This is a genomic window from Ferrimonas kyonanensis DSM 18153 (genome assembly GCF_000425405.1).
Taxonomy (GTDB): domain Bacteria; phylum Pseudomonadota; class Gammaproteobacteria; order Enterobacterales; family Shewanellaceae; genus Ferrimonas; species Ferrimonas kyonanensis.
The window spans coordinates 90,142-110,911 of the sequence record NZ_KE384368.1; the positions used below are offsets into that span (position 1 = coordinate 90,142).

Below are 20,770 nucleotides of genomic sequence, written 5' to 3' on the forward strand. Positions count from 1 at the left end.
AAGCTAGGAGGGAATCGGGCGGCGATCCTCGATGACAATGCCATCGGCCGGCAAACTGCCCGGTGCCACCCAGGCAACATCGGCGCCCAATTTGAGCATCGTCCGCGCCAACTCGGCCACCTCGGACTGCGGCAATGGCACCTCGGCCGCCGGTTCGCACAACAGGGTCAACTGATCGTTGTGGCCCTGGCGCTCTACCAACGCTCGAATGCGAGTCATGCCGCCAACCTGGCTGCGCAGTTGCTCCAGTTGACGAGGATGAACAAACATCCCTTTGACCTTGGTGGTTTGATCCGCTCGCCCCTGCCAGCCTCGAATTCGGCCATTGGTGCGCCCGCACGGGCTGGGTGCGGCCAGCATCGACGACAAATCGCCGGTGGCAAAGCGCAGCAGCGGATAATCACCGTTAAAACTGGTCACTACCACCTCCCCCACCTCGCCGGCTGCGACAGGCTGCTCGGTACCGGGGCGAACGATCTCCACCAACAGATCCTCCGCCAGCACCAAACCTTCTCCAGGCCGAGTCTCATAGGCGATCAAACCAATGTCGGCAGTGGCATAGGCCTGCAACACCGTGATCCCAGCTTCTGCAAAGTCGGCCCGTAGCGATTCGGGCAGCGCCTCGCCGGTCACCAACGCCATTCGAAATGACAACCGCTGACCCGCCTGTTGCGCCTTATCCAGCAGAATCTTCAGAAACGAGGGCGTGCCACAATACCCTTGCGGTTGCAGCCGGGCATTGATGGCCAACTGCTGTTCGGTCTGACCCGGTCCCGCCGGAATCACCACGCAGCCACAGGCGCGGGCGCCGGAGTCGAGGATAAAACCGCCGGGACTGAGGTGATAAGAGAGGCAGTTCTGCACCCGGTCGCCTGGTCGAAATCCGGCGGCATAAAACGCCCGCCCCATGCGCCACCAGTCTGGCTGGTTGCATTCCGGCTCGCAGATGGGGCCCGGCGACAGGAACAATCGATCCAAGGCGACGCCTTCGGTCTCCATTCCTGCCAACGGCGGCTGGGCCTGCTGCAGGTCGATTAAGTCCGACTTACGGGTAATGGGCAACGTCGCCAGCGCCTGACGACTGCTGACCTCATCCACGGCGATGTTCGAAAGCAAGCGCCGGTAGTAACTGCTGTGTTCACGGAGGTGGCCCAAAAATTCTGGCAGTTGCGACAACAGGTGCTGCTCACGATTGTCGGCGTCCTGGCACTCTTTGGGATCAAAAAATCCGTTCATGGCGCTCCCCTTACAACCAGCGCTTACGGCGCTTGTAGGATTTCAGGTTCTTAAAGCTCTTACGCTCTTCGTTACCGCCGCCCAGGTAGAACTCTTTCACGTCTTCGTTGTTGAGCAACTGCTCGCGGGTGCCATCCAGCACAATCTTACCGGACTCCATGATGTAGCCGTAGTCCGCTGCCTTAAGGGCATAGTTGGCATTCTGCTCCACCAGCAGCATGGTAATGCCCTGCTCCTTGTTGATCTTCTCGATGATGCCAAACACCTCTTTAACCAACAGCGGCGACAACCCCATGGAGGGCTCATCCAGGCAGATCATCTTCGGCCTGGCCATCAGCGCCCGACCGATGGCCAGCATCTGCTGCTCACCGCCAGACAGGTAACCCGCCAGACCGGTGCGCTCTTTCAGGCGAGGGAAATACTCAAACACCATTTCGATGTCTGCCGCCACCTCGTTGTCGCTGCGGGTATAGGCCCCGAGCTTGAGGTTTTCAATCACCGTCATGTCCTCGACGATGCGCCGCCCCTCCATCACCTGGAAAATGCCATCGCGCACGATGGCTTCCGGCGACTGACGGTCGATGCGCTGCCCCATGAAACGAATGTCGCCGCGGGTCACTTCACCATCTTCCGACTTCAGCAGCCCGGATATCGCCTTCAGGGTGGTGGACTTGCCGGCGCCGTTAGGGCCCAGCAGGGTCACAATCTGGCCCTTAGGCACATCAATGCTGACCCCTCTGAGCACCTGAATCACCTCGTCGTACACCACTTCGATGTTGTTGATGCACAGGACCGGCTCCGCCACCTGGGTTTGTACTGCTGCTTGGCTCATAAATACTCCAAATACGATGTGGGAAAACTGCCGGGACGATCGGTCTGATCGCCCCAGCAACCGGGATCAGAAGCCCAGCCAGTCGTCACGGCGCTCCAGAGTCATCTGGCTGACGCGCTCAATCTGAACGTCACCGTTGTTGTAGTTGCCTTTGTAGATGTTGACCTGGTTGACGCCGCGGTGGTCCTCGTTGGTCCAGTTGGCTGCCAGGCAGACTCCATCCAACCCTTGAGGCACCCAGTTTTCACGCACGTACATGCCCTTTTTGATGTTCTCGCCGGTGATGCCGCCATTGTCCTTGGCCCACTCCATCGCTTCTTTCATAAAGAACGCCGAGCACACGCCACGAATGTAGTGGTGCAAGCGCGGCTGCTCACCGGAAGGATCGGACATCTTGGAGACTTCACGCACCAGCTTCATGCCCGGTACTTGGTCGCTCCAGAACGGGTTCATGGTGGGGAAGATATAATCTTTAATCCCCTCACCCGCGGCCTCAAACACCTTGCGGTCACCGCCCCAGATGTTGGACATAAACTGAATGTCGGTGCCAACGGTATTGCACGACTTCACCAGCGACAGTACCGAGCCGCCGAGGTTGCCGATGTAGCCGTAGTTGGTGCCAGAGCTTTTCAGGCTCAGGCACTGGGCCTTGAAGTCGCCGGGTTTCATGGAGATGACGACCGGTGGCTGAACCTCAAAGCCCAGTTCGGTGGCGTAGGCAGCACAGGCCGCCTTAGGCGCATTCGGGTAGGGGTGGTTAGCCCCGATGTGAGTAAATTTCGGCTTGCCAGACTTGCCTTTGCTTTTCCAGTCTTCTGCGGCCCACTGCACCAAGCCGCGACAGGAATCGGAGTAAGACGCGCCATAGAAGAAGTTGTAGGGGGCTGGCTTCTTGGTGTTGGGATTTTTGCCCATGGGATCGGTCAGGTGACCGGAGTAAGACGCCGAATAGACCGGAATCTTGTCCTTGGCCACGAAGGAGATCAGCGCCTCGGTATCGGCGGTGCCCCAGCCCTGCATCGCCACCATTCCTTTGCGGGACTTCCATTTTTTGTACGAGGCGATGGCCTGAGGCACCTTGTAGGCGTAGTCGATGGTTTCAAACTCCAACTGGGTGCCGTTGATGCCGCCGTTGGCGTTGATGTAGGCCAGAGAGTCGCGCACGCCATCGGCATACACCTTGCCCACAAAGGCCGTGGGGCCGGACATGTCGGCCAGATGACCGACAAATACCGAGTCCTGTGCCTGGGCCGATGCGGCCATCATGGCCATGGCCACGGCGGATGAAACAAACAGAGTCTTGTGCATGTGAGTATCCTTTAAGTTCAGGCCAAAGGCCTGGCTGTCCTTAGACGCCCGAACGCGGCCACACCGGGGTTCGGGCAAGCGTGCTTACTGTCCACCGCCTCAGTAAGAGAAGGGATAAAACTTCCAGTAGTTTTTGATCTGCTGCCAACGGTGAGCCAGCCCTTCCGGCTCAAAAATCAGGAACAGGATGATCACCAGGCCGATGGCCATCTCTTTGATGTAGGCCAGACCGTCCACCACCATGGGGATGTTGCCCCAGTCGGTCATCTTCATCAGGCCAACACCGCCCTCCAGCGCTTCCGGCAGCAGCACCATAAACACCACCCCCATCAGGGTGCCCTTGATGGAACCGAGGCCGCCGATGATCACCATCGCCAGGAACTGCACCGACATGAAGATGGTGAACCCTTCCGCCGACACGTAGCCCAGGTAGTGAGCGTACAAGGCACCGCCGATACCGGCGTAGAACGAGGAGATACCGAACGACAACAGGCGATACTTGTTGAGTTTGACCCCCATGATCTCCGCCGACAGGTAATGATCCCGCACCGCAACAAAGGCTCGGCCATCGCGGGAGCGCATCAGGTTGCAGCCCCAGATGAACATAAACACCAGCGCAAACAGGGCGATGTAATAGAACTTCTCGTCGGTATCAAACACCACGCCGAACAGGTTGATGGGCTCGGCCATGGAGCCGGCGCTGCCGCCGGAGAACCACTCGGCGCGGCCGAAGAAATCTTCGATGATGAACTGAGCCGCCAGGGTGGCGATGGCCAGATACAACCCCTTAATCCGCGCCGCTGGCATGCCGAACATCATCCCCACCGCCATGGTCAGAAACCCCGCCAGCGGAATGCACAGGAACACCGGAATGCCGAAGCTGGTGTTCATCCAGGCCGAGGCAAAGGCGCCGAAGCCAAAGAAGGCACCATGGCCCAGTGAGATCTGGCCGGTAAAGCCCACCAGAATGTTCAGGCCCAGGGCGGCAATGCCCAGGTAGGAGATCTGAATAAACAGCGTCAGATAGTAGGCATCCAGCACGAAGGGTGCCAGGCAAGCCAAGGCGATGACCAGCGCGGTAAACCAGCGGATGGTGCGGGTTTCAAAAATGGTGTTGTCCTGCTTGTAGCTGGTGCGAAAATCGCCGCAGGGACGCATGGCCAGACTAGACATAACGCACTCCTTGTAGTGTCTGGATTGGGGTAATCATTGTCAGTGTCATGGTCTGCTCCTTAGATCCGCTCGATGTCACGGGTGCCGAAAAAGCCGTAGGGCTTAAACCAGAGGATCAGCAGCAGCACGTAGAAAGGCGCAATGTCGTACATGTTGCCAAAGTGCAGGTACTGGCTGTCGAAGAACTCCGCCAGGTTCTCCAACACACCGATGGTGATGCCGCCGACGATGGCGCCGACAATGGAGTCCAGGCCACCCAGAATCACCGCCGGGAACACCTTGATGCCAATGGCTGACAACGAGTCGGAAACGCCGTTGACCATGCCAATCACCACCCCCGCCGTTGCGGATACGGTGGCGGCAATGCCCCAACTCATGGCAAACACCTGCTTCACCGAGATGCCCAGGCTTTGTGCCACCTGCTGATCGAAGGCGGTGGCCCGCATCGCCAGGCCGTGCTTGGAGTGTTTAAAGAACAGGTAGAAACCGACCATGATCATCAGCGCAATCACGGTGCTCATCAGGTAGGCCAGCTCGACGTTAAGGCCAAACACACTGATGCTTTGGGTCTCAAACACCTGCGGGTAGCTTTCCGGTGCCACCCCGAAAATCCACTTGGTCAGTGACTGGAAGAAGATCGACAGGCCGATGGTTACCATGATCACCGAGATGATGGGCTCGCCGATCATCGGCCGCAGCACAATCATCTGCAACGCCACCCCGAATAGGGCCATGAACGCCAGACTCATCAGAAAGCCGATGAAAAACGGCAGTTGCAGGTACACCAGCAGTGCCCAACATACCCAGGCCCCCACCAGCAGGAACTCGCCCTGGGCAAAGTTGACGATCTGAGTGGATTTGTACACCAGCACGAAGCACATGCCGACCACCCCGTAAAGCAGGCCCACAATCAGGCCATTGACGATCAGTTGCAGCAGCAGCTCGAAATTCATGAGGCTCTCCTTTGCTCAGTGTGCTCCAGGGACTCCACCAGCGTGGCCACCTGCAGCTGGGTTTCCACTCGGGTCTTGGTGCCATCCTGGAAGGTGATCACCGTATCGATGTCGACGTGGTCGCTGCCGCCGTAGATGGCGTCGATGATGTCGCCATACTTCTCGGCGATCACCCCTCGGCGCACCTTCCGGGTTCGTGTCAGTTCGCCGTCATCGGCGTCCAGCTCCTTGTACAGCAACACAAATTTGTGGATTTTCTGCGCCTCAGGCAGGGTGGCATTGACCTTCTCCACCTCCTCAGACAGCTTCTGATACACCTCGGGCAAGGTGGCCAGATTGGTGTAGTTGGTGAACGCCAGCCCGCGCTGCTCCGCCCACTTGGAGACGATGCTGAAGCGGATGCACAAAATGGCCGACAGATAGGGGCGGTTCTTACCCAGAATCACCGCCTCGCCGATGAAGGAGGAGAACTTCAGTTTGTTCTCAATGTACTGGGGTGAATACTGGATGCCGCCACTGGTATGGGCCAGGTCCTTGATGCGGTCGATCACCACCAGGTGACCGGACGGCTTGAAGTAACCGGCGTCGCCGGTGTGCATCCACCCCTCTTTGACGTCTTCATTGAAGGCATCGGCATCGCCCAGATAGCCGCAGAACATCCCTTCGGTCTGGGCCACCACTTCGCCCAAGCCTTCGGAGTCGGCGTTGATCACCTTGACGCTGGCGTTGTCGAACGCCACGCCGACGCTGTCGTAATCCACGTCATTGGCGTCGTGAATGGTGTAGGCGCCGCACATCTCGGTCTGGCCATACAGTTGCCGCAACGGTACGCCGATGGCCTGGAAAAAGCGGAAAGTATCCGGGCCCATGGCGGCGCCGCCGGTGGCAGCAGACTTGAGGAAGGAGAAGCCGAGACGATCCCGCAGCGCCTTCATCAGCAACCACTCCGCCAGGGTCGAGCGCTTGCCTTGATCCAGCGCCTGCTGGGCCCGGGTCATGGCAAAATCAAACAGCCTCTGCTTCAGCGGCGAGGAGTCCATCATCCGCGCCTGAACGTCGGCCAAAATCCCCTCCCACACCCGCGGGGCCAGCAGCACGAAGCTGGGGCCGATCTCCCGCAGGTCGGCCATCATGGTCTCCTGCTCCTCGACAAAGTTGACTACCTGACGGGCGATCAACGCCTGACCGACGGCGTACACCTGCTCCATGATCCACGGCAGTGGCAGCACCGAGACGTAGTTGTCACCCGGGCTGCGGGGGTCGGCGCGCAGATAAGAGCTGCAGTGCTTAACAAAGTTACCGCCCTTGAGCAGCACAATTTTGGGTTTGGAGGTGGTGCCCGAGGTGGTGCAATAGATGGCGATGCTGTCGGGGTCGGTGCGATCCACCATGGCGTCGTAGCGGCCCGGGTCCTGATGATCCTGGTCACGGCCCAGCTGATACAGCACTTCCACGTCCAACAGGCGGGGATCGTCGTACTTACGCATGCCTCTGGGATCGCAATAGACGATGTGCTTTACCCCAGGAATGGCATCGCCCAACTCCAACAGCTTGTCACACTGCTCCTCATCTTCGGCAATCACCACCGAGGCCCCGCTCAAGTTAAGCAGGTAGGCCACCTCTTCGTGCAGCGAGTCCTGATACACCCCGAGGGAGTAACAGCCCATGGCATGGGCGGCCACCTCTCCCCACACCCACTCAGGACGGTTGTCTCCCAGCAGGGCCACGGTATCGGTCGCGCCGATGCCCAGATGATCCAGCGCCAACGCCATCCATTTCACCCGGTTGTGGTAATCCAGCCAGCTGAACTCATTCCAGATGCCAAACTCCTTTTCCCGCATGGCCACGTCCTCGGGCCAGTGATTGGCGTTATGGCGCAAAATCTTGGGAAAGGTATTGAGACTGCCCATCTCAAAGCCGTTATCGGCCGCATTGATTGCCTGGCTCATTAACCTGCCTCCTGCATCACTTCGTCCTCTTCCAGACCCAGATAGGCCCGCTTCACGTGCTCGTCGTTCATCACGTCGAGCGGCAAGCCACTGATCAGTTTCTTGCCAAAATCCAGCACCATCACCTCGTGGGAGATGTCCATGACCACACCCATGTCGTGCTCGATCATCACCACGGTGATGCCAAACTCCTCGTTGAGATCGAGGATGTAGCGAGCCATGTCCTCCTTCTCCTCCAGGTTCATGCCCGCCATGGGCTCATCCAGCAGGATCAATTTAGGCTTCAGCGCCATCGCCCGGGCCAGTTCGACCCGCTTACGCAGGCCGTAGGAGAGCGTCCCCGCCACCGCCTTACGCACATGGGTGATGTCGAGAAAATCGATGATCTCCTCCACTTCGCGGCGGTGAGCCAACTCCTCTTTTTGCGCCGGTGACGCCCAGTACAGTGGGCCGGTGAGCCAGTTGTTCTTCATCAGGTGATGGCGGCCCACCATGATGTTGTCCAGCACCGACATATGGCCGAACAGCGCCAGGTTCTGGAAGGTGCGACCAATGCCCATGTCGGCACGGTCGTTGGGCTTGAGATGGGTGACATCGCGGTCGCCGAATTGAATCTTGCCGCTATTCGGCCGGTAGCGACCGGAGATGCAGTTCAGCATGGAGGTTTTACCGGCGCCATTGGGGCCGATGATGGAAAATACCGCCCCGCGGGGCACCTCAAAACTGACGTCGGTCAGTGCCTTCACCCCACCAAAGGCCAGTGAGATGTTATCAACCTTGAGTATTGAATCGGTCATACCCGGACTCCTGATATTTGGGACGAGTGGGCATTGCTGCCCGAGCAGGCCGACGGCGCGACCTGTGACGTTAGCCCCTCGCCATCTTGCGAGGAGCCTGAGTGTGATTACAGGGCGTATCGAGCGGATAGCTGACCGTAGTAGGAGTTGGCACCAGAGTTATGCATCTCAAAGTTGCCAAACTCAAAGCCCACCGCCAGTTCCTTAGTCAGGTTATTGAATATGTTGACGCTCCACTGACTGTTGTCCACGTCGGACTCGTCGGTTTCCACCCGGCCATAGAGAAAAGTGCTACGCCAGGTTTCGGTCCAGAAGTGGCGATAGGCCGCCAGATAACCGGTGGTGGTTTCCACCTTTTCTCCTACCAGATCCGTGGCGGCGGCCACTCCCACATAACGGCCCAACTCTCCCTGGTGTACCTGGAAGCGGAAGTCGTCTTTATCAAACAGATTAATGCGACCGGCAATCGAGGCGCCGAAGGCGGTTTCGCTGTTACCGCCGTTGGTGTTCAGCTCACGGCCAATGGCGGCCAGAGAGACGTTACCCCAGTCCCCTTTTAGGGTGTATTTACCGATAACGTCAGGCAGGCTGTCATTGCTGGTATCACCGCCGAAAGACTCGGGGTTTTCCACCGACACCTCAAAGCCGCCAGTCTTGTAGCGCACCTGCCCCTGACGAATAAATGCCAGGCCAACAGTAGCGCCGGCAAAATCGGCGGTTTCGGGAATGGCACTGGTGTTCATCAGAGTCGACCAGGTCTGGCCGGCAGTCACCCCTTTATAATTGATGAAAGCGTGACGAATTCGGGGGTTGGCCGAGTTGGAGATCACTTCATTGCCGCCACCACCGTAAAAATCCATCTCGATGAAACCGGTCAAATCACCATGGATGTACTTGGTGTTAAAACGGGTTTCGTTGGCAAAGATGCGAAACTGCGAGGCGTCCTCTTCCAGAGGCTTACCGGTACCGATCCAGAAATCGCGATAGGCGATATCGCCGTCGACGTAACGGGCATCAACCTTGATGTACCCGCCGAAGATCAGTTTTTTATCGTTACCGAGGTCGATCTCATAGCCGGACAGTGCCGAGCCGGAAAATGCCAGTAGAGTTCCGGCGAGGGCGAATGATTTAGCGTGTGAAGCGAGCATGGTAAGTCCCCTGTTAAGTAGTGCCCTCAACATCGGGAAAAGCAGAGCCCGTCACAATTGGGAATAGGTATTAGTGAATCCGTCTTAATACGCAGGTCTTACGACTTAAGTCGAGGCCCATCCATGCCGGTGCAATCGCCAATCTGTGGTATTACTGGTAACAGAACAAAGTCGGCCCAGGGAGTTGGCCGACACCAAAGTATGAACTCGGGGAAAGGACGCATGTTTCCAAATTGGCTGCTGGTGGTGATCAGCGTGGGCTACATCGGCCTGCTGTTTTTCATCGCCTTTATGGGCGATCGCTACCGACATCGACTGGTGGCACGGCAGCAGCGACTGATCTACGCCCTGTCTCTGGGAGTGTACTGCACCTCCTGGGGCTTTTTAGGCACCGCCGGTCAGGCTTCGGTGGGGGATTTCTCCTATCTGCCGGTGTACCTGGCTCCCATTCTGCTGTTTGTATTTGGCTGGCCCTTTATTCAACGACTGATTCGAGTCAGCCTGCGTCTGAACATTACCTCCATCGCCGATCTGCTGGCGGCCCGCTTTGGCAAGTCACAGCGCCTGGCAGTACTGGTGACTCTGGTGGCCCTCATCGGCACTCTGCCCTACATCGCCCTGCAACTGAAAGCGATCATCAACTCTTATGAGATTCTGCGCCAGACCCAAACCCTGGCCTCGTGGCAACTGGGGCTGGTGGTCAGCTCAGTACTGGCGGGCTTTACCATCATCTTCGGAGTCCGCGCCATCGACGTGACCGAGCGTCACCCCGGCGTCATGGTGGCCATCGCCTTTGAGTCCTTTATCAAGCTGGTGGCCTTCCTGATTGTTGGCCTGTTTGTCTCCTACGTGGCTTTCGACTCCCCGGGGCAGATCTGGCAACAATCGGTACAGGCGATGCCTGATGCGTTTGAGTTTGACGGCAGCCAACTGGTGTCTCTAACCGGATTAACGGTGATCGTGCTGTGCGCATTTTTGTGCCTGCCTCGCCAGTTTCAGGTCACCATGGCCGAGCTCAAGGACATCGACCACACCCGCTGGAGCCGCTGGATGTTTCCCCTGTACGTGCTGGTGTTTGCGTTCTTTGCCGCCCCCCTGGGTCAAGCGGGCAGCCTGCTGTATGGCGACTCACTGCAGCGGGACTCCTATGTGCTGTTTCTGCCCGCCTACCATGGTCAATCCTGGCTGAGTCTGCTGAGCTTTTTGGGCGCCATCTCCGCCGCCAGCGCCATGGTGATCATCTCCACCATCGCCCTGAGTACCATGCTCAGCAACGAAGTGGTATTCCCGACTCTGTTCCGTCGCAGCGACGTGGAAAACACCGACTTCCTGCGTTTTCGCGCCCGGCTACTGAGGGTTCGCAAGTTGCTGGTGATTCTGGTCATCGCTCTCAGCTACACCATGTTCCTGGTGGCTCCGCCGCACACCCTGGCCTCACTGGGTGAAGTGGCCTTTGGCGCCATCGCTCAAATTGGGCCACCGCTATTCGCGGCGTTTTTCTGGCGAAAAGTCAGCCTGAACGGCGTCATGGCCGGGATCAGTGGCGGCTTTGCCATCTGGCTTAGCTGCAACCTGCTGCCTCAACTGGGGCTGTACCCCCATCCCTTCGCTGGCAGTGACTACTCCTTCACCACCATGGCGACCTTGATGGGGCTCGGCATCAACGTCACCCTGATAGTGCTGGTGTCGCTGTTCAGCCGCCAGACAGTGAAAGAGCAGATGCAGCTGGAACACTTTTTCGAGCGCCCCGGCATTCATGACCGCAGCCCACTGAATCCAGGCAAGATCGATCCCAGAGAGTTGCAGTTGCTGGTCGCCCGGTTCATCGGCGACGATAAGGCCAGGCAGGGATTTGAGCGCTATTTCAGCCGTCACCCCCACAGCGACGCCCGTAAGATCAGCAGCAATCCAGATCTGGTGCTGTATACCGAAAACCTGCTGGCTACGGTGATGGGTTCGGCGTCGGCGCGACTGGTGATCTCCTGCGCCCTGCAGGGACGGGACATCGCCCTCAACGAAGTGGCGCAGCTGATGGAGGAAGCCACCAGCCAGCGCAACGCCGAAAGTCAGGAGGTGCTAAGACGCGCAATTGAAAACGCCTCGGAAGGGATCTCGGTGACCGATCACAACCTCAAGTTGGTGGCCTGGAACGAGCGTTATCTGAGCCTGTTTCATTACCCCAAGGCGCTGATCTACCCCGGTTGCCCGGTGGCGGACCTGATTGAGTACAACCTCAGCCAAAGCATCGACGACCCGGCAATTGTGCGCCAGCAGGTCAACAAGCGACTGCGATTCCTGCGCCAGGGCAGCCGTCACAGCTCGGAGCGACAACTGCCGGACGGCACGGTCATTCGCATTGAAGGCAACCCCATGCCCGGTGGCGGCTTTGTCATGCTGTTCTCCGACATCACCGTCTACCGCCAAGCAGAGGCACTGCTGACCGAGAAGAATCTGGACCTGGAGTCTCTGGTGTCGGAGCGCACCAACAAACTGGCAATGGCCAACGAGCAGCTGGCCCGATCCAACGCCAAATTGGCCAACGCCAGAGAACAGGCGGAGCTGGCTCATCACAAAAAGAGCCAGTACCTGAAGGCTTGTAGTCACGATCTGCTACAACCGCTGTCGGCGGCACGGTTATTCTCCTCCACGTTAATGGAAGACAATCAGTTACCTGAGCGCGCCCGAGGCCAGCTGCAACAGATTGATCACTCTCTCAAGGTGGCCAATGATCTGCTGCTGGATCTCAACGAGGTCTCCCGCATCGACAGCGGCACGGTCGTGCCCAAAATGGAACCCTTCCCCCTGCAGGAGTTGCTGGACTGCCTGCACGGCGAATTTGACGCCATTGCCGACCAACATCAGGTAACGCTGCGAATGGTTCCCTGCAAAGCCTGGATTCGAAGCGACCGTCAACTGCTCAGACGCATCCTGCAAAACCTGCTCAGCAACGCCTTTCGCTATGCCCATGGCGGCAAAGTACTGCTGGGTTGCCGCCATGGCGAGCAATTGGAGATTCAGGTGCTGGACACCGGCCCCGGCATCCCGGAAGACAAACAGCAGTGGGTGTTTGAGCAATTCACCCGGCTGGAAAACAGCCAGGGTTTGGGCCCCAATGGCCTGGGGCTGGGACTGAGCATCGCCAAAAGCCTGTCGGATCTTATGGGGCATACCCTGACCCTGCACAGCCGCCCGGGCCATGGCTGCGCCTTTTCACTGGCGGTCAACCCGGCCCCCTGCCGCCCACAAGTGGCAGCGGTAAATACCGATACCGTGACCCTGCACGGCATCAAGGTGCTCTGCGTCGATAACGACCCCAGTGTCCTGGCAGGCATGGTGGAGCTGCTGGAAAGCTGGGACTGCCGCGCCTTTCCCGCCCGCAGCCCGCAACAGGCGCTGCAACTGGTGGCCAGCCGCCAATACGATATCGACATCATGCTGGTGGATTATCAACTGGACAATGGCGAAGACGGCCTGACTCTGATGACCGAGCTGCAACGCCGGGCCCGGCGCCCATTGCCAGGAATACTGATCACCGCCACCACCGACGCGCCGCTGCAGGATCAGGCCCGAGCCGCCGGATTTGGGTATCTGAGAAAGCTGATTAAGCCCATGGCGCTGCGAGCCCTGATGAGTGCCATGTTGGTGAAGAGTCTGCAGCAAAACTACGCCCAGGAAACGGAGGTTCAGTAATCGGTGCCGCAATGACAGGCCATTGAAAAGTCCGGGTTCAGCCCTCCTGTGTTAGGCTTTTTCAACTCGAGTGAATAAAAAGGAGAGCCGATGACGTTTGAACTGGCACTGGTGGTGATCGCCGCCCTGGTCGCAATGGGCATATTACTGCATAAGCCCTCCTCCACCCTGGGGATCCCGTCGCTGCTGATCTTCATCGGCGTCGGCCTGGCCTTTGGCAACGGTGAGTTCAACTTTGTCTACGACAACCTGGCCCTGACCTCGTTCATCGGTGCCATGGCGCTAAACGTCATCGTCTTTGTGGGCGGCCTCAATACCCCGTTCAGCAACATTCGCATCGCCTGGCGCGAAGGGGGGATGCTGTCGAGCTTCGGGGTACTGTTCACCACCCTGATTCTGGCGGCGCTACTGCTGATCATCACCGACTTTCCTCCCCTGCACTGCCTGCTGTTTGCGGCCGTGGTCTCCTCCACCGACGCGGCCGCGGTGTTCTCGATACTGGAATCGAAAAAGCTCACGCTGAAGCACAACACCGATACTGTGCTTGAGTTTGAGTCGGCCACCAACGATCCAGTGGCGCTGCTGATGGTCACTCTGTTGACGGCCATTATTGTTGCCCAGGGTGCCCTACCCGATGCCCTGACCGTCACCACCTCACTGCTGCAACAAATCGGCGTTGGCATCGGTGTCGGCCTGGGCGTCAGCTGGATCGGGGTCCAGGCTCTCAATGCCATCAAGCTGGAGGAGTATGGCCTGATCCCGGTGTTTATCCTGGCCTGCTTCCTGATGGCCAGCTACGGCGCCGAGTTACTGGGTGGGAATATCCTGGTGGCTTCTTATGTGGCCGGAGTGATGTTTGGCAATCAACTGCAGCGAGGGCGGCAGGTCAGCAAACACTTCTTCAACAGCCTGTCCTGGCTGGCCCAGGCGCTGATGTTTATTATTCTCGGTTTGCAGTTCTTTCCCCGTTCGCTGCTTGACGATGCCCTCAGTGCCATTGTGCCGGCCCTGGCACTGATGCTGGTGGCACGGCCACTGGCGGTCTTTTTAAGCTATCTGCCGTTTCGTCGCGCCAGCAACAGGAAGAAACTGTTTATCTCCGCCATCGGTCTTAAGGGTGCCACCCCCATCGTGTTTGCGCTGATTCCAGCCGCCGCCGGAATGGAGGGGGCACAGCAGATGGTGCACATGGTGTTCTTTATTGTGGTGATCTCGCTGGTGGTGCAGAGCATCGCCCTGGAGCCCCTGGCCAGGGTGCTGAAGCTTAACCAGTGATCCGGCTGTAGCGATCTAACTCGCGACACTGGGCTGCAACTGCTTCATGGCAATCACCGCCTGGGTGCGGGTACGCACGCCCAGTTTCAGGAAAATGGCGCTGGCGTGGGCCTTAATGGTGGCTTCGGACAACCCCAGCTCGTTAGCAATCTGCTTGTTAAGCAATCCATCGGCAAACATCAACAGAATTCGGTGTTGCCGGGGCGACAGGCTGGCAATGCGCCGGGCCATGTCATCGTCGCCATCGCCGCTGAGGTCGACCCCCTGAGGCCACCACTGCTGCCCCATGACCACCGCTTCTACCGCTTCCAGCATCAGGGCCACCGGCTGCGATTTCGGCACAAAACCGGCGGCGCCGCAGCGCATGCTCTGGGCTATGGTCTGATGGTCTTCCTGGCCGGAGATGACGATCACCGCCAGCTCAGGTCGCTGGCTGCGGATTCGAATCAAGGTGTTAAAACCATGGGCATTGGGAATGTTGAGATCGAGCAGCAACAGCTCGGCATCCGAATGGCTGTCTAACAGCTTGTCGAGCTCATCGATGCTGTCGGCTTCAAACAGCGACACCCCCTCAAAGCGGGCGCCCAGCACCGATGTCAGGGCTTGGCGGAACAACGGGTGATCATCAGCAATTATTATTTTATCTATCAGCTGCATGGTGGCTTCCTTGTCAACGACCTCTGTCATCAAAACAGCGCTGCCGACGCTTACTGCGTCGGTTCAGCCCTGATGGCGGAAACCACAAAATCAACCCCTTGATTCTATTCCACCGACTACAAACAACCACCCAGTCTACCGAAACCCTGAGCAATTGCCATTAGACCTTCAGCCTAGCCGGCCGAGGCGCCCTGAATGCTGACTTTCTGGCCCTCTCGCAGCCGCTCTGCCCCGCGAATCGCCACCCGGTCTCCCGCCGCCAACTCACCCTCGATGGCCACCCAGTCGCCCTGACCGTCGCCCACCACCACCTGGGTTTTGTGGGCCACGTTGTCGTCATCAATCTTCATCACGTAGGAGCCCTGACGGCGCAGAATCAAGGCATCGCGATGAACGGCCAGGGTCTGCCTGGGCTGCTGCACCGGAATCGCCACCTTCACCAGCTCGCCGGCAGTCAGGTACTGCACGCTCTCCGCCGGCAGCGTCATTCTAAGCTCAAAGGTTTGACTGCGGGGATCCGCCGCCGGAATCACCGAGCGGATGGTGGCCTGGGTCAGGTAGTGCTCACTGCTGATGGTCAGGGGCTTACCCCGACTGATTTTACTCAGGTATTTTACCGGCACGTGCAGGTGCACCTCCAGATGCTCGGTGTCCATCATGCGCAGCAAGGTGTCAGAACGATTGACGTCGGTGCCTTCACGCACCAGGCGCTCGGTGATCACTCCGTCGAATGGCGCTTCAATCTGAGCCCGATCCAATTGGTCATTTATCTGTTTGAGCTTCAGCCGGGCGATCTCCAGATCGGCATTGGCCAATTCGTATTTAGAGCGGTTCTCATCCAGCTGGTACTCGGCGGCGTTGTTGTGCGCCTGCAGGGTCACCAGACGCTCCAGCTCCCGTTTCAGGTAACGAAGATTAATTTCAGCCCGCTTAATCTGCGCCTGCTGCTCCAGTTGCGCCAGCTCCAGGGGAAAGGTGTCCATGGTCACCAGAGTATCCCCTTTGCTCACCAGGGTTCCCGGTTCCACTATCCAGGTCAGCTGACCGTCAACACCGGCGGTGACCATCACATTATTGCGACTGTATACCGTGCCCAGCAGTCTGGCCGTCGGCGCCAGATCCGTTTGCTTGACCTGGGCCACTTTCACCGGACTGGCCGGTGTCTGAGGCTCCGCCAAAGCCTGGGGGGTCAATGCCCAGAAGCCGCTAAGGATCAAAAGAAAAGAGAGTCGCATCATAGTCATTCCACCTGTGTTTGGCTGGCTTGCAGGGGCGCGTTAGACGCCGCTACGGTCTGTGAACAGGAGCTGCGCTGCGTCGCCAGAGTTTCCCCCAGGCGCAACAGGCTTGGCAGCAGAATCAGGGTAAACAAGGCACTGATCCCCATGCCGCCGACAATCACCGTCGCCAGCCCCCGATAGATCTCAGAGCCGACTCCGGGCATCAGCATCAGTGGCAACATGCCGAACAGGCTGGTCAGGGTGCTCATGTACACCGGTCGGGCGCGGATGCGAACCGCCTGCGCCACGGCTTCGGCACGATGACAGCCCTGACGCTCAGCCCGGCGAGTCTGATCCACCAACAAAATGGCGTTGTTGACCACCAGCCCCAGCAGGATGATGAACCCGATCATGGTCAGCAAATCCAGTGATTGAAAACTCACCAGATTCAACAACCACAGCGACAGCACTCCGCCGCCGACCGCCAACGGCATTACCAGCAACACTAAAAAACTGTCGCGGGCCGATTTAAACAACGCCGTCATCAACAAGAACAAAATCAGCAGCGCCAGGGCAAAGTTCAGCATCATCTCCTCAATGGCGGACGCCATCTTGTTGGCGTTGCCACTGAGTTTAATGCTGGCCGACGGCGGCAGTTGTGCCTGCATCGCCGGCAGAATGGTCTCGTTCAGCGCCGTCAGCGCCTCCTCCATCGACATCTCCTCGGGCGGTGACAACTCCAGGCTGATGGTGCGCTTACCATCCACTCGCCTCAGCTGTGTGGGACCCACGGTTCGGCGAATGGTGGCCAGCTCACCCAAGGTCTGAATTCCCGCCAGCGGGGTGTACACCGGCAGCGACGCCAGCTCCTCCGGGGTACGCCAGTCACTGCCCCTAAGGATGACATTCATGCGATCGTTACCATCAAAATACTCGCTGATGAACAGCCCGTCGGTATAGGCCCGCACGGTATTGGCGACGTCACTACGGCTGAGTCCAGCCTGGGTAATGCGACGATCATCAGGCACCAGCTGCAGTTCTGGCTCGGCAATGGCCAGCCCGGGGATTGGCCGAGCGCTAACACCGGGCAAATGGGTCTGGATGGCGTTGAGCCCAGCCTGAGCCGCATCGATCAACCCCTCCAGTTCAGGCCCCTGCAGGTTAATGCTGATGGAGCGACCATTGCCGCCCCCGGTAACATTGATCATCGAGCCCCGGAACAGAAACACCTGAGTGTCTGGCAATCCAGCCAGAATGTCGGCCTGTACCACGTCCATCAAGGCTTCCACCTCGGTGGGGTCATCGGCATAGATAAAGCCGCCACTGAAGCCGGCACCAAAGGAATAGAAGTTATAGCTTTTGATTTTGGGCAGTGTGTCACCTGTCAGGTGAGGCTGAATCCGCTCCCGCACCAACTGAGCCATCTCCTTGTCCACGAACTCCAGGTTGCCCCCCGGCGGCAGGCTGATGTTAAAAAAGAAACCATCGATGGGTGCCCGAGGCATAAAGTCGGTCTTGGGCAGCAGCAACAGGGTGATGGCGATTGCTCCCCCGAGAAGCCCGCCAATCCAACCGGCCCGCCTCAGCGGGCTGGCGGTCAGCCACATCACGCCGAGGGTCAGTCGTTGCCAGTAGCGCTCAAACGGATCCCGATCAGACACCCCGGCCAGCCAGTACTTACTGGCGATGGGCAACACGGTAATGGCGGTTACCAGCGAGGCGATCACCGCAATGGACAGGGTCAAAGCCAGATCAGAAAACAGTTGCCCCTCAATCCCCTGCATAAACAGAATCGGCAGGAAGATGGCCACACTGGTTGCGGTGGAGGCAAACAGCGCCCCGGTCACCTCCACCGCCCCTTTAAGTACCGCCTTACTGCTATCGATGCCAAGGCCTCTGAGCCTGACGATGTTCTCCTGCACAATGATGGCCGCATCCAGTACCAGGCCCACCGAGAATGCCAACCCCGCCAACGAAATCACGTTGAGGCTGCGCTCAAACAGGCTCAGGCCCAGAAACGCCACCATGATAGAGATGGGAATGGTGGTGGCGATGATCATGGTGGTACGCCAGCCCCGCAGGAATAACCATAGGATGCCCAATGCCAGCGCGACGCCCAGGCCGAGGTTGCTCTTTACCAGTGTCAGGGCATTACGAATGTGTACCGACGAATCGAAGCTGAGATCAATCACCAGTCCGGCATCGGCGAGGGGGCCGGCATTGAGCTCATCGATGGCCAGGTTGACCTCATCCAATACGGTGACGGTATTGGCATCGGCACCTCGGGTCAGGGTGATGTAGTAGGCGGGCGCTCCGTTTCTTAGGGTAAAGCCAAACCTGTCCACCAGGGTGTCTTCTACCGTGGCGATGTCCTGCAAATAGATGGGGCGGTCATTCTGATAACCGACAATCATCTCGGTAATGTTCTCGATGTCGTACTGACCGACAAAGCGCACCGTATACTGGCGACGACCGACATCGGCAAAGCCACCGGAGACGTCCGCCGCCCGAGCGATGGTGCTGCCGATCTGGCTGACCTGAATGCCCATGGCGGCAGCGGTAAAGGGATCGAAGCTGATGCGTAACTCCCTGGGTCGACGGGAGTTGAGATTAACCTGGCCAATTCCCTGTATCCGCGCCAACCTGGGTTCAATCACGTCGTCGATGAGCTTCTGATACTGAGCGATGTCCTGCTGAGGGTTGTCAGGCAAAACCCGCACCAGCAGGGATGCGGCATTAGGGCCGTCTCGACCGCCACCGACGGCCACCACAGGTTCAAAGGCATCCAGCGGCAGCGGCGGCGCTTGGTTGAGATTGTTGATCACATCCAGCATCGCCTGTTGCATGTCGGTGCCAACATCAAAAGTCAGGGTGATGTTACCAAACCCGCTGTTGATGGAGGTGGTCACTTCGGTCACCCCGCGCGTGTTTTTCACCACATTTTCCTGAGGTTCGATGATCACCGATTCCAACTCTTCCGGAGCGGCACTGCGCCAGCCGGTAGAGATGGTAATTTGCGGCTGCTCGATGTCCGGAGTGAGCTGTATTGGCAGCTTCAGCATACTGAGGACGCCAAACAGAAAGATCAACGCCACAATAACCAGGACGGCGGCGGGATTTTTCAATGAAGAGCGGGAGAGATTCATACTTCGACCCTGAAGTTTTCGGCCAAGTATACTGATCCAGCCTTCGAGTCGTGTTATTAAAGTGTTTCAGAATTTAATTGGATGTTGCCATGCCCCACTCTGCACGGATGCACTCTGTGGCCATTGATGCCCAGGCCCAATACTGGCCCGCATTTTTGAGTCCAATCCAGGCCGACGCGCTGTTTCAGACATTGACCCGCAGCTACGATCTGAATCAACGCCAAATACCGATGGCAGCTGGGGGCTACCATCGGGCCAGTACCGGTCAATTTTTATTTGCCGATGCCGAGCTTATCAACAGCGGTGCGCTGCCGCCGGTATGGGGACCTCGGGCCCCCTGGCCGGAAACGCTAGCCCTGATTCGCGACCAATTATCATCGCTGTTCCGCTGTCGCTTTTCCCTGGCCCGCTGCGTCTACTACGCCAATGGAGATGAAGCCATGGCCTACCACACCGATCCGCCCGCCCTGGGAGATACCGACAGCATCGCCTCTCTAAGTCTCGGTGCTTCCCGTTCATTTGAGTTTCGCAGCCTCAGCAATGCCGACGATGCCCTGACACTGACTCTGCAATCCGGCGACCTGTTGTGGATGGGGCCGGGTTGTCAACAACGGTATGAGCATGCGCTGCTGCCGCGTCCCGGTTGCCACCAGCCCAGATTGAACCTGACGTTTCGTCTGTTTGGCTGGTCTGGGACCACAGCCGCAGATTCGACGCCGTCAGGCTAAGCGTTTGCGAGCCAGAATAAACAGATCGGTGGCCCGATGGCTGCCATCATCGTACTGCCGCCGCTGCAGATCCAACAGTTCAAAGCGTGGGGCCAGCCATTGCTGCAGTTGTTGTCCCTGGTGGTAATGGGTGAAGACTCGGTCACCGGCGGACGACGTTTGAAACCCAGACTGGGATGCCAGCCCCTCCATGGTGCTGAGGTAAAGCACCCCACGCTCACGCAGCGTGGCGGCGGCAGCGGCAATCAACGCCTGAGCATCCAACGGAGACAGGTAAGGCAGGCAAAACGCCGCCATGATGCCATCAAGGCCCGGCTCCACCCTGCCAAGGTCTCGGGCATCCATGATTTCGAATCGGGCACCAGGCACATTCTGGCGCGCCAGAGACACCATGTTGGGCGCCAGATCTGTGCCCAGCAACTGCATGTCGGGACACTGCGCCATCAGATGACGAGAAACATTACCGGGCCCACACCCCAACTCAAGCACCCTCGGTGACGCCACCGCCAACGCCTGACAGAAGGCCAGGTAAGTGTCCCGGTACTGCTCCATCGCCATGTACTTGTCCTGATACTGGCTGGCCAGCTTATCGAAAGTACCGACGGTTTCCTGATACACGTCCATGGCGATCCTTGTTGTCTGCCAAAAGGGAGATGAG

At 58.4% G+C, this 20,770-nt stretch carries 15 protein-coding genes; 3 read left to right on the forward strand and 12 right to left on the reverse strand.

Annotated elements, in window-relative coordinates:
* Positions 1-3: 3 nt before the first annotated feature.
* From H598_RS0121015 to H598_RS0121050, 8 genes are all read right to left on the reverse strand, one after another.
* Positions 4-1,236, reverse strand: coding sequence for a phenylacetate--CoA ligase family protein (locus tag H598_RS0121015; RefSeq protein ID WP_028114766.1), 1,233 nt, complete (start codon positions 1,234-1,236; stop codon positions 4-6).
* 10 nt (positions 1,237-1,246) lie between these two features.
* Complete coding sequence (locus H598_RS0121020) at positions 1,247-2,068, reverse strand: ABC transporter ATP-binding protein (protein ID WP_028114767.1); 822 nt, start codon at positions 2,066-2,068, stop codon at positions 1,247-1,249.
* A 66-nt stretch (positions 2,069-2,134) separates the two neighbouring features.
* Positions 2,135-3,376, reverse strand: coding sequence for an ABC transporter substrate-binding protein (locus H598_RS0121025; RefSeq protein WP_028114768.1), 1,242 nt, complete (start codon positions 3,374-3,376; stop codon positions 2,135-2,137).
* Between the two features lie 99 nt (positions 3,377-3,475).
* Positions 3,476-4,549: a branched-chain amino acid ABC transporter permease gene (locus H598_RS0121030; protein WP_028114769.1), complete on the reverse strand. Its 1,074-nt coding sequence runs from the start codon at positions 4,547-4,549 to the stop codon at positions 3,476-3,478.
* Positions 4,550-4,608: 59 nt separating this feature from the next.
* Positions 4,609-5,502 (reverse strand): branched-chain amino acid ABC transporter permease, encoded by an 894-nt coding sequence (locus H598_RS0121035; protein ID WP_028114770.1) that lies wholly within the window; start codon positions 5,500-5,502, stop codon positions 4,609-4,611.
* Entirely contained in the window at positions 5,499-7,451 is a 1,953-nt protein-coding gene (locus tag H598_RS0121040) for a long-chain fatty acid--CoA ligase (protein WP_028114771.1), read from the reverse strand. Before H598_RS0121040 ends, H598_RS0121035 begins: the two co-directional genes overlap by 4 nt.
* Positions 7,451-8,248: an ABC transporter ATP-binding protein gene (locus H598_RS0121045; RefSeq protein ID WP_028114772.1), complete on the reverse strand. Its 798-nt coding sequence runs from the start codon at positions 8,246-8,248 to the stop codon at positions 7,451-7,453. Before H598_RS0121045 ends, H598_RS0121040 begins: the two co-directional genes overlap by 1 nt.
* 107 nt (positions 8,249-8,355) lie before the next feature.
* Positions 8,356-9,396, reverse strand: coding sequence for a DcaP family trimeric outer membrane transporter (locus tag H598_RS0121050; RefSeq protein WP_028114773.1), 1,041 nt, complete (start codon positions 9,394-9,396; stop codon positions 8,356-8,358).
* 222 nt (positions 9,397-9,618) lie between these two features.
* On the opposite strand from H598_RS0121050, the gene H598_RS0121055 reads away from it, so the two are divergent.
* Both H598_RS0121055 and H598_RS0121060 read left to right on the forward strand, forming a co-directional pair.
* Positions 9,619-13,086, forward strand: a complete 3,468-nt coding sequence (locus H598_RS0121055) for a PAS-domain containing protein (RefSeq protein ID WP_028114774.1) — start codon at positions 9,619-9,621, stop codon at positions 13,084-13,086.
* A 90-nt stretch (positions 13,087-13,176) separates the two neighbouring features.
* Entirely contained in the window at positions 13,177-14,361 is a 1,185-nt protein-coding gene (locus tag H598_RS0121060; RefSeq protein ID WP_028114775.1) for a potassium/proton antiporter, read from the forward strand.
* Between the two features lie 15 nt (positions 14,362-14,376).
* Here the strand turns inward: H598_RS0121060 and H598_RS0121065 are convergent, their stop codons facing one another.
* From H598_RS0121065 to H598_RS0121075, 3 genes are all read right to left on the reverse strand, one after another.
* The gene (locus tag H598_RS0121065) at positions 14,377-15,018 is read right to left on the reverse strand and encodes a response regulator transcription factor (protein WP_028114776.1); all 642 of its coding nucleotides are present in this window, start codon (positions 15,016-15,018) and stop codon (positions 14,377-14,379) included.
* 173 nt (positions 15,019-15,191) lie between these two features.
* A complete protein-coding gene (locus tag H598_RS0121070; protein ID WP_169629325.1) occupies positions 15,192-16,256 on the reverse strand; it encodes an efflux RND transporter periplasmic adaptor subunit in 1,065 nt (354 codons plus the stop codon).
* Between the two features lie 2 nt (positions 16,257-16,258).
* A complete protein-coding gene (locus H598_RS0121075) occupies positions 16,259-19,384 on the reverse strand; it encodes an efflux RND transporter permease subunit (protein ID WP_028114778.1) in 3,126 nt (1,041 codons plus the stop codon).
* An 89-nt stretch (positions 19,385-19,473) separates the two neighbouring features.
* Here H598_RS0121075 and H598_RS25805 point away from each other — a divergent pair, with 89 nt between their 5' ends.
* Positions 19,474-20,112, forward strand: coding sequence for an alpha-ketoglutarate-dependent dioxygenase AlkB (locus tag H598_RS25805; protein ID WP_084144573.1), 639 nt, complete (start codon positions 19,474-19,476; stop codon positions 20,110-20,112).
* Here the strand turns inward: H598_RS25805 and H598_RS0121085 are convergent.
* Positions 20,104-20,736: a class I SAM-dependent methyltransferase gene (locus H598_RS0121085; protein ID WP_028114779.1), complete on the reverse strand. Its 633-nt coding sequence runs from the start codon at positions 20,734-20,736 to the stop codon at positions 20,104-20,106. The two genes, H598_RS25805 and H598_RS0121085, sit on opposite strands and share 9 nt — an antisense overlap.
* Positions 20,737-20,770 lie beyond the last annotated feature (34 nt).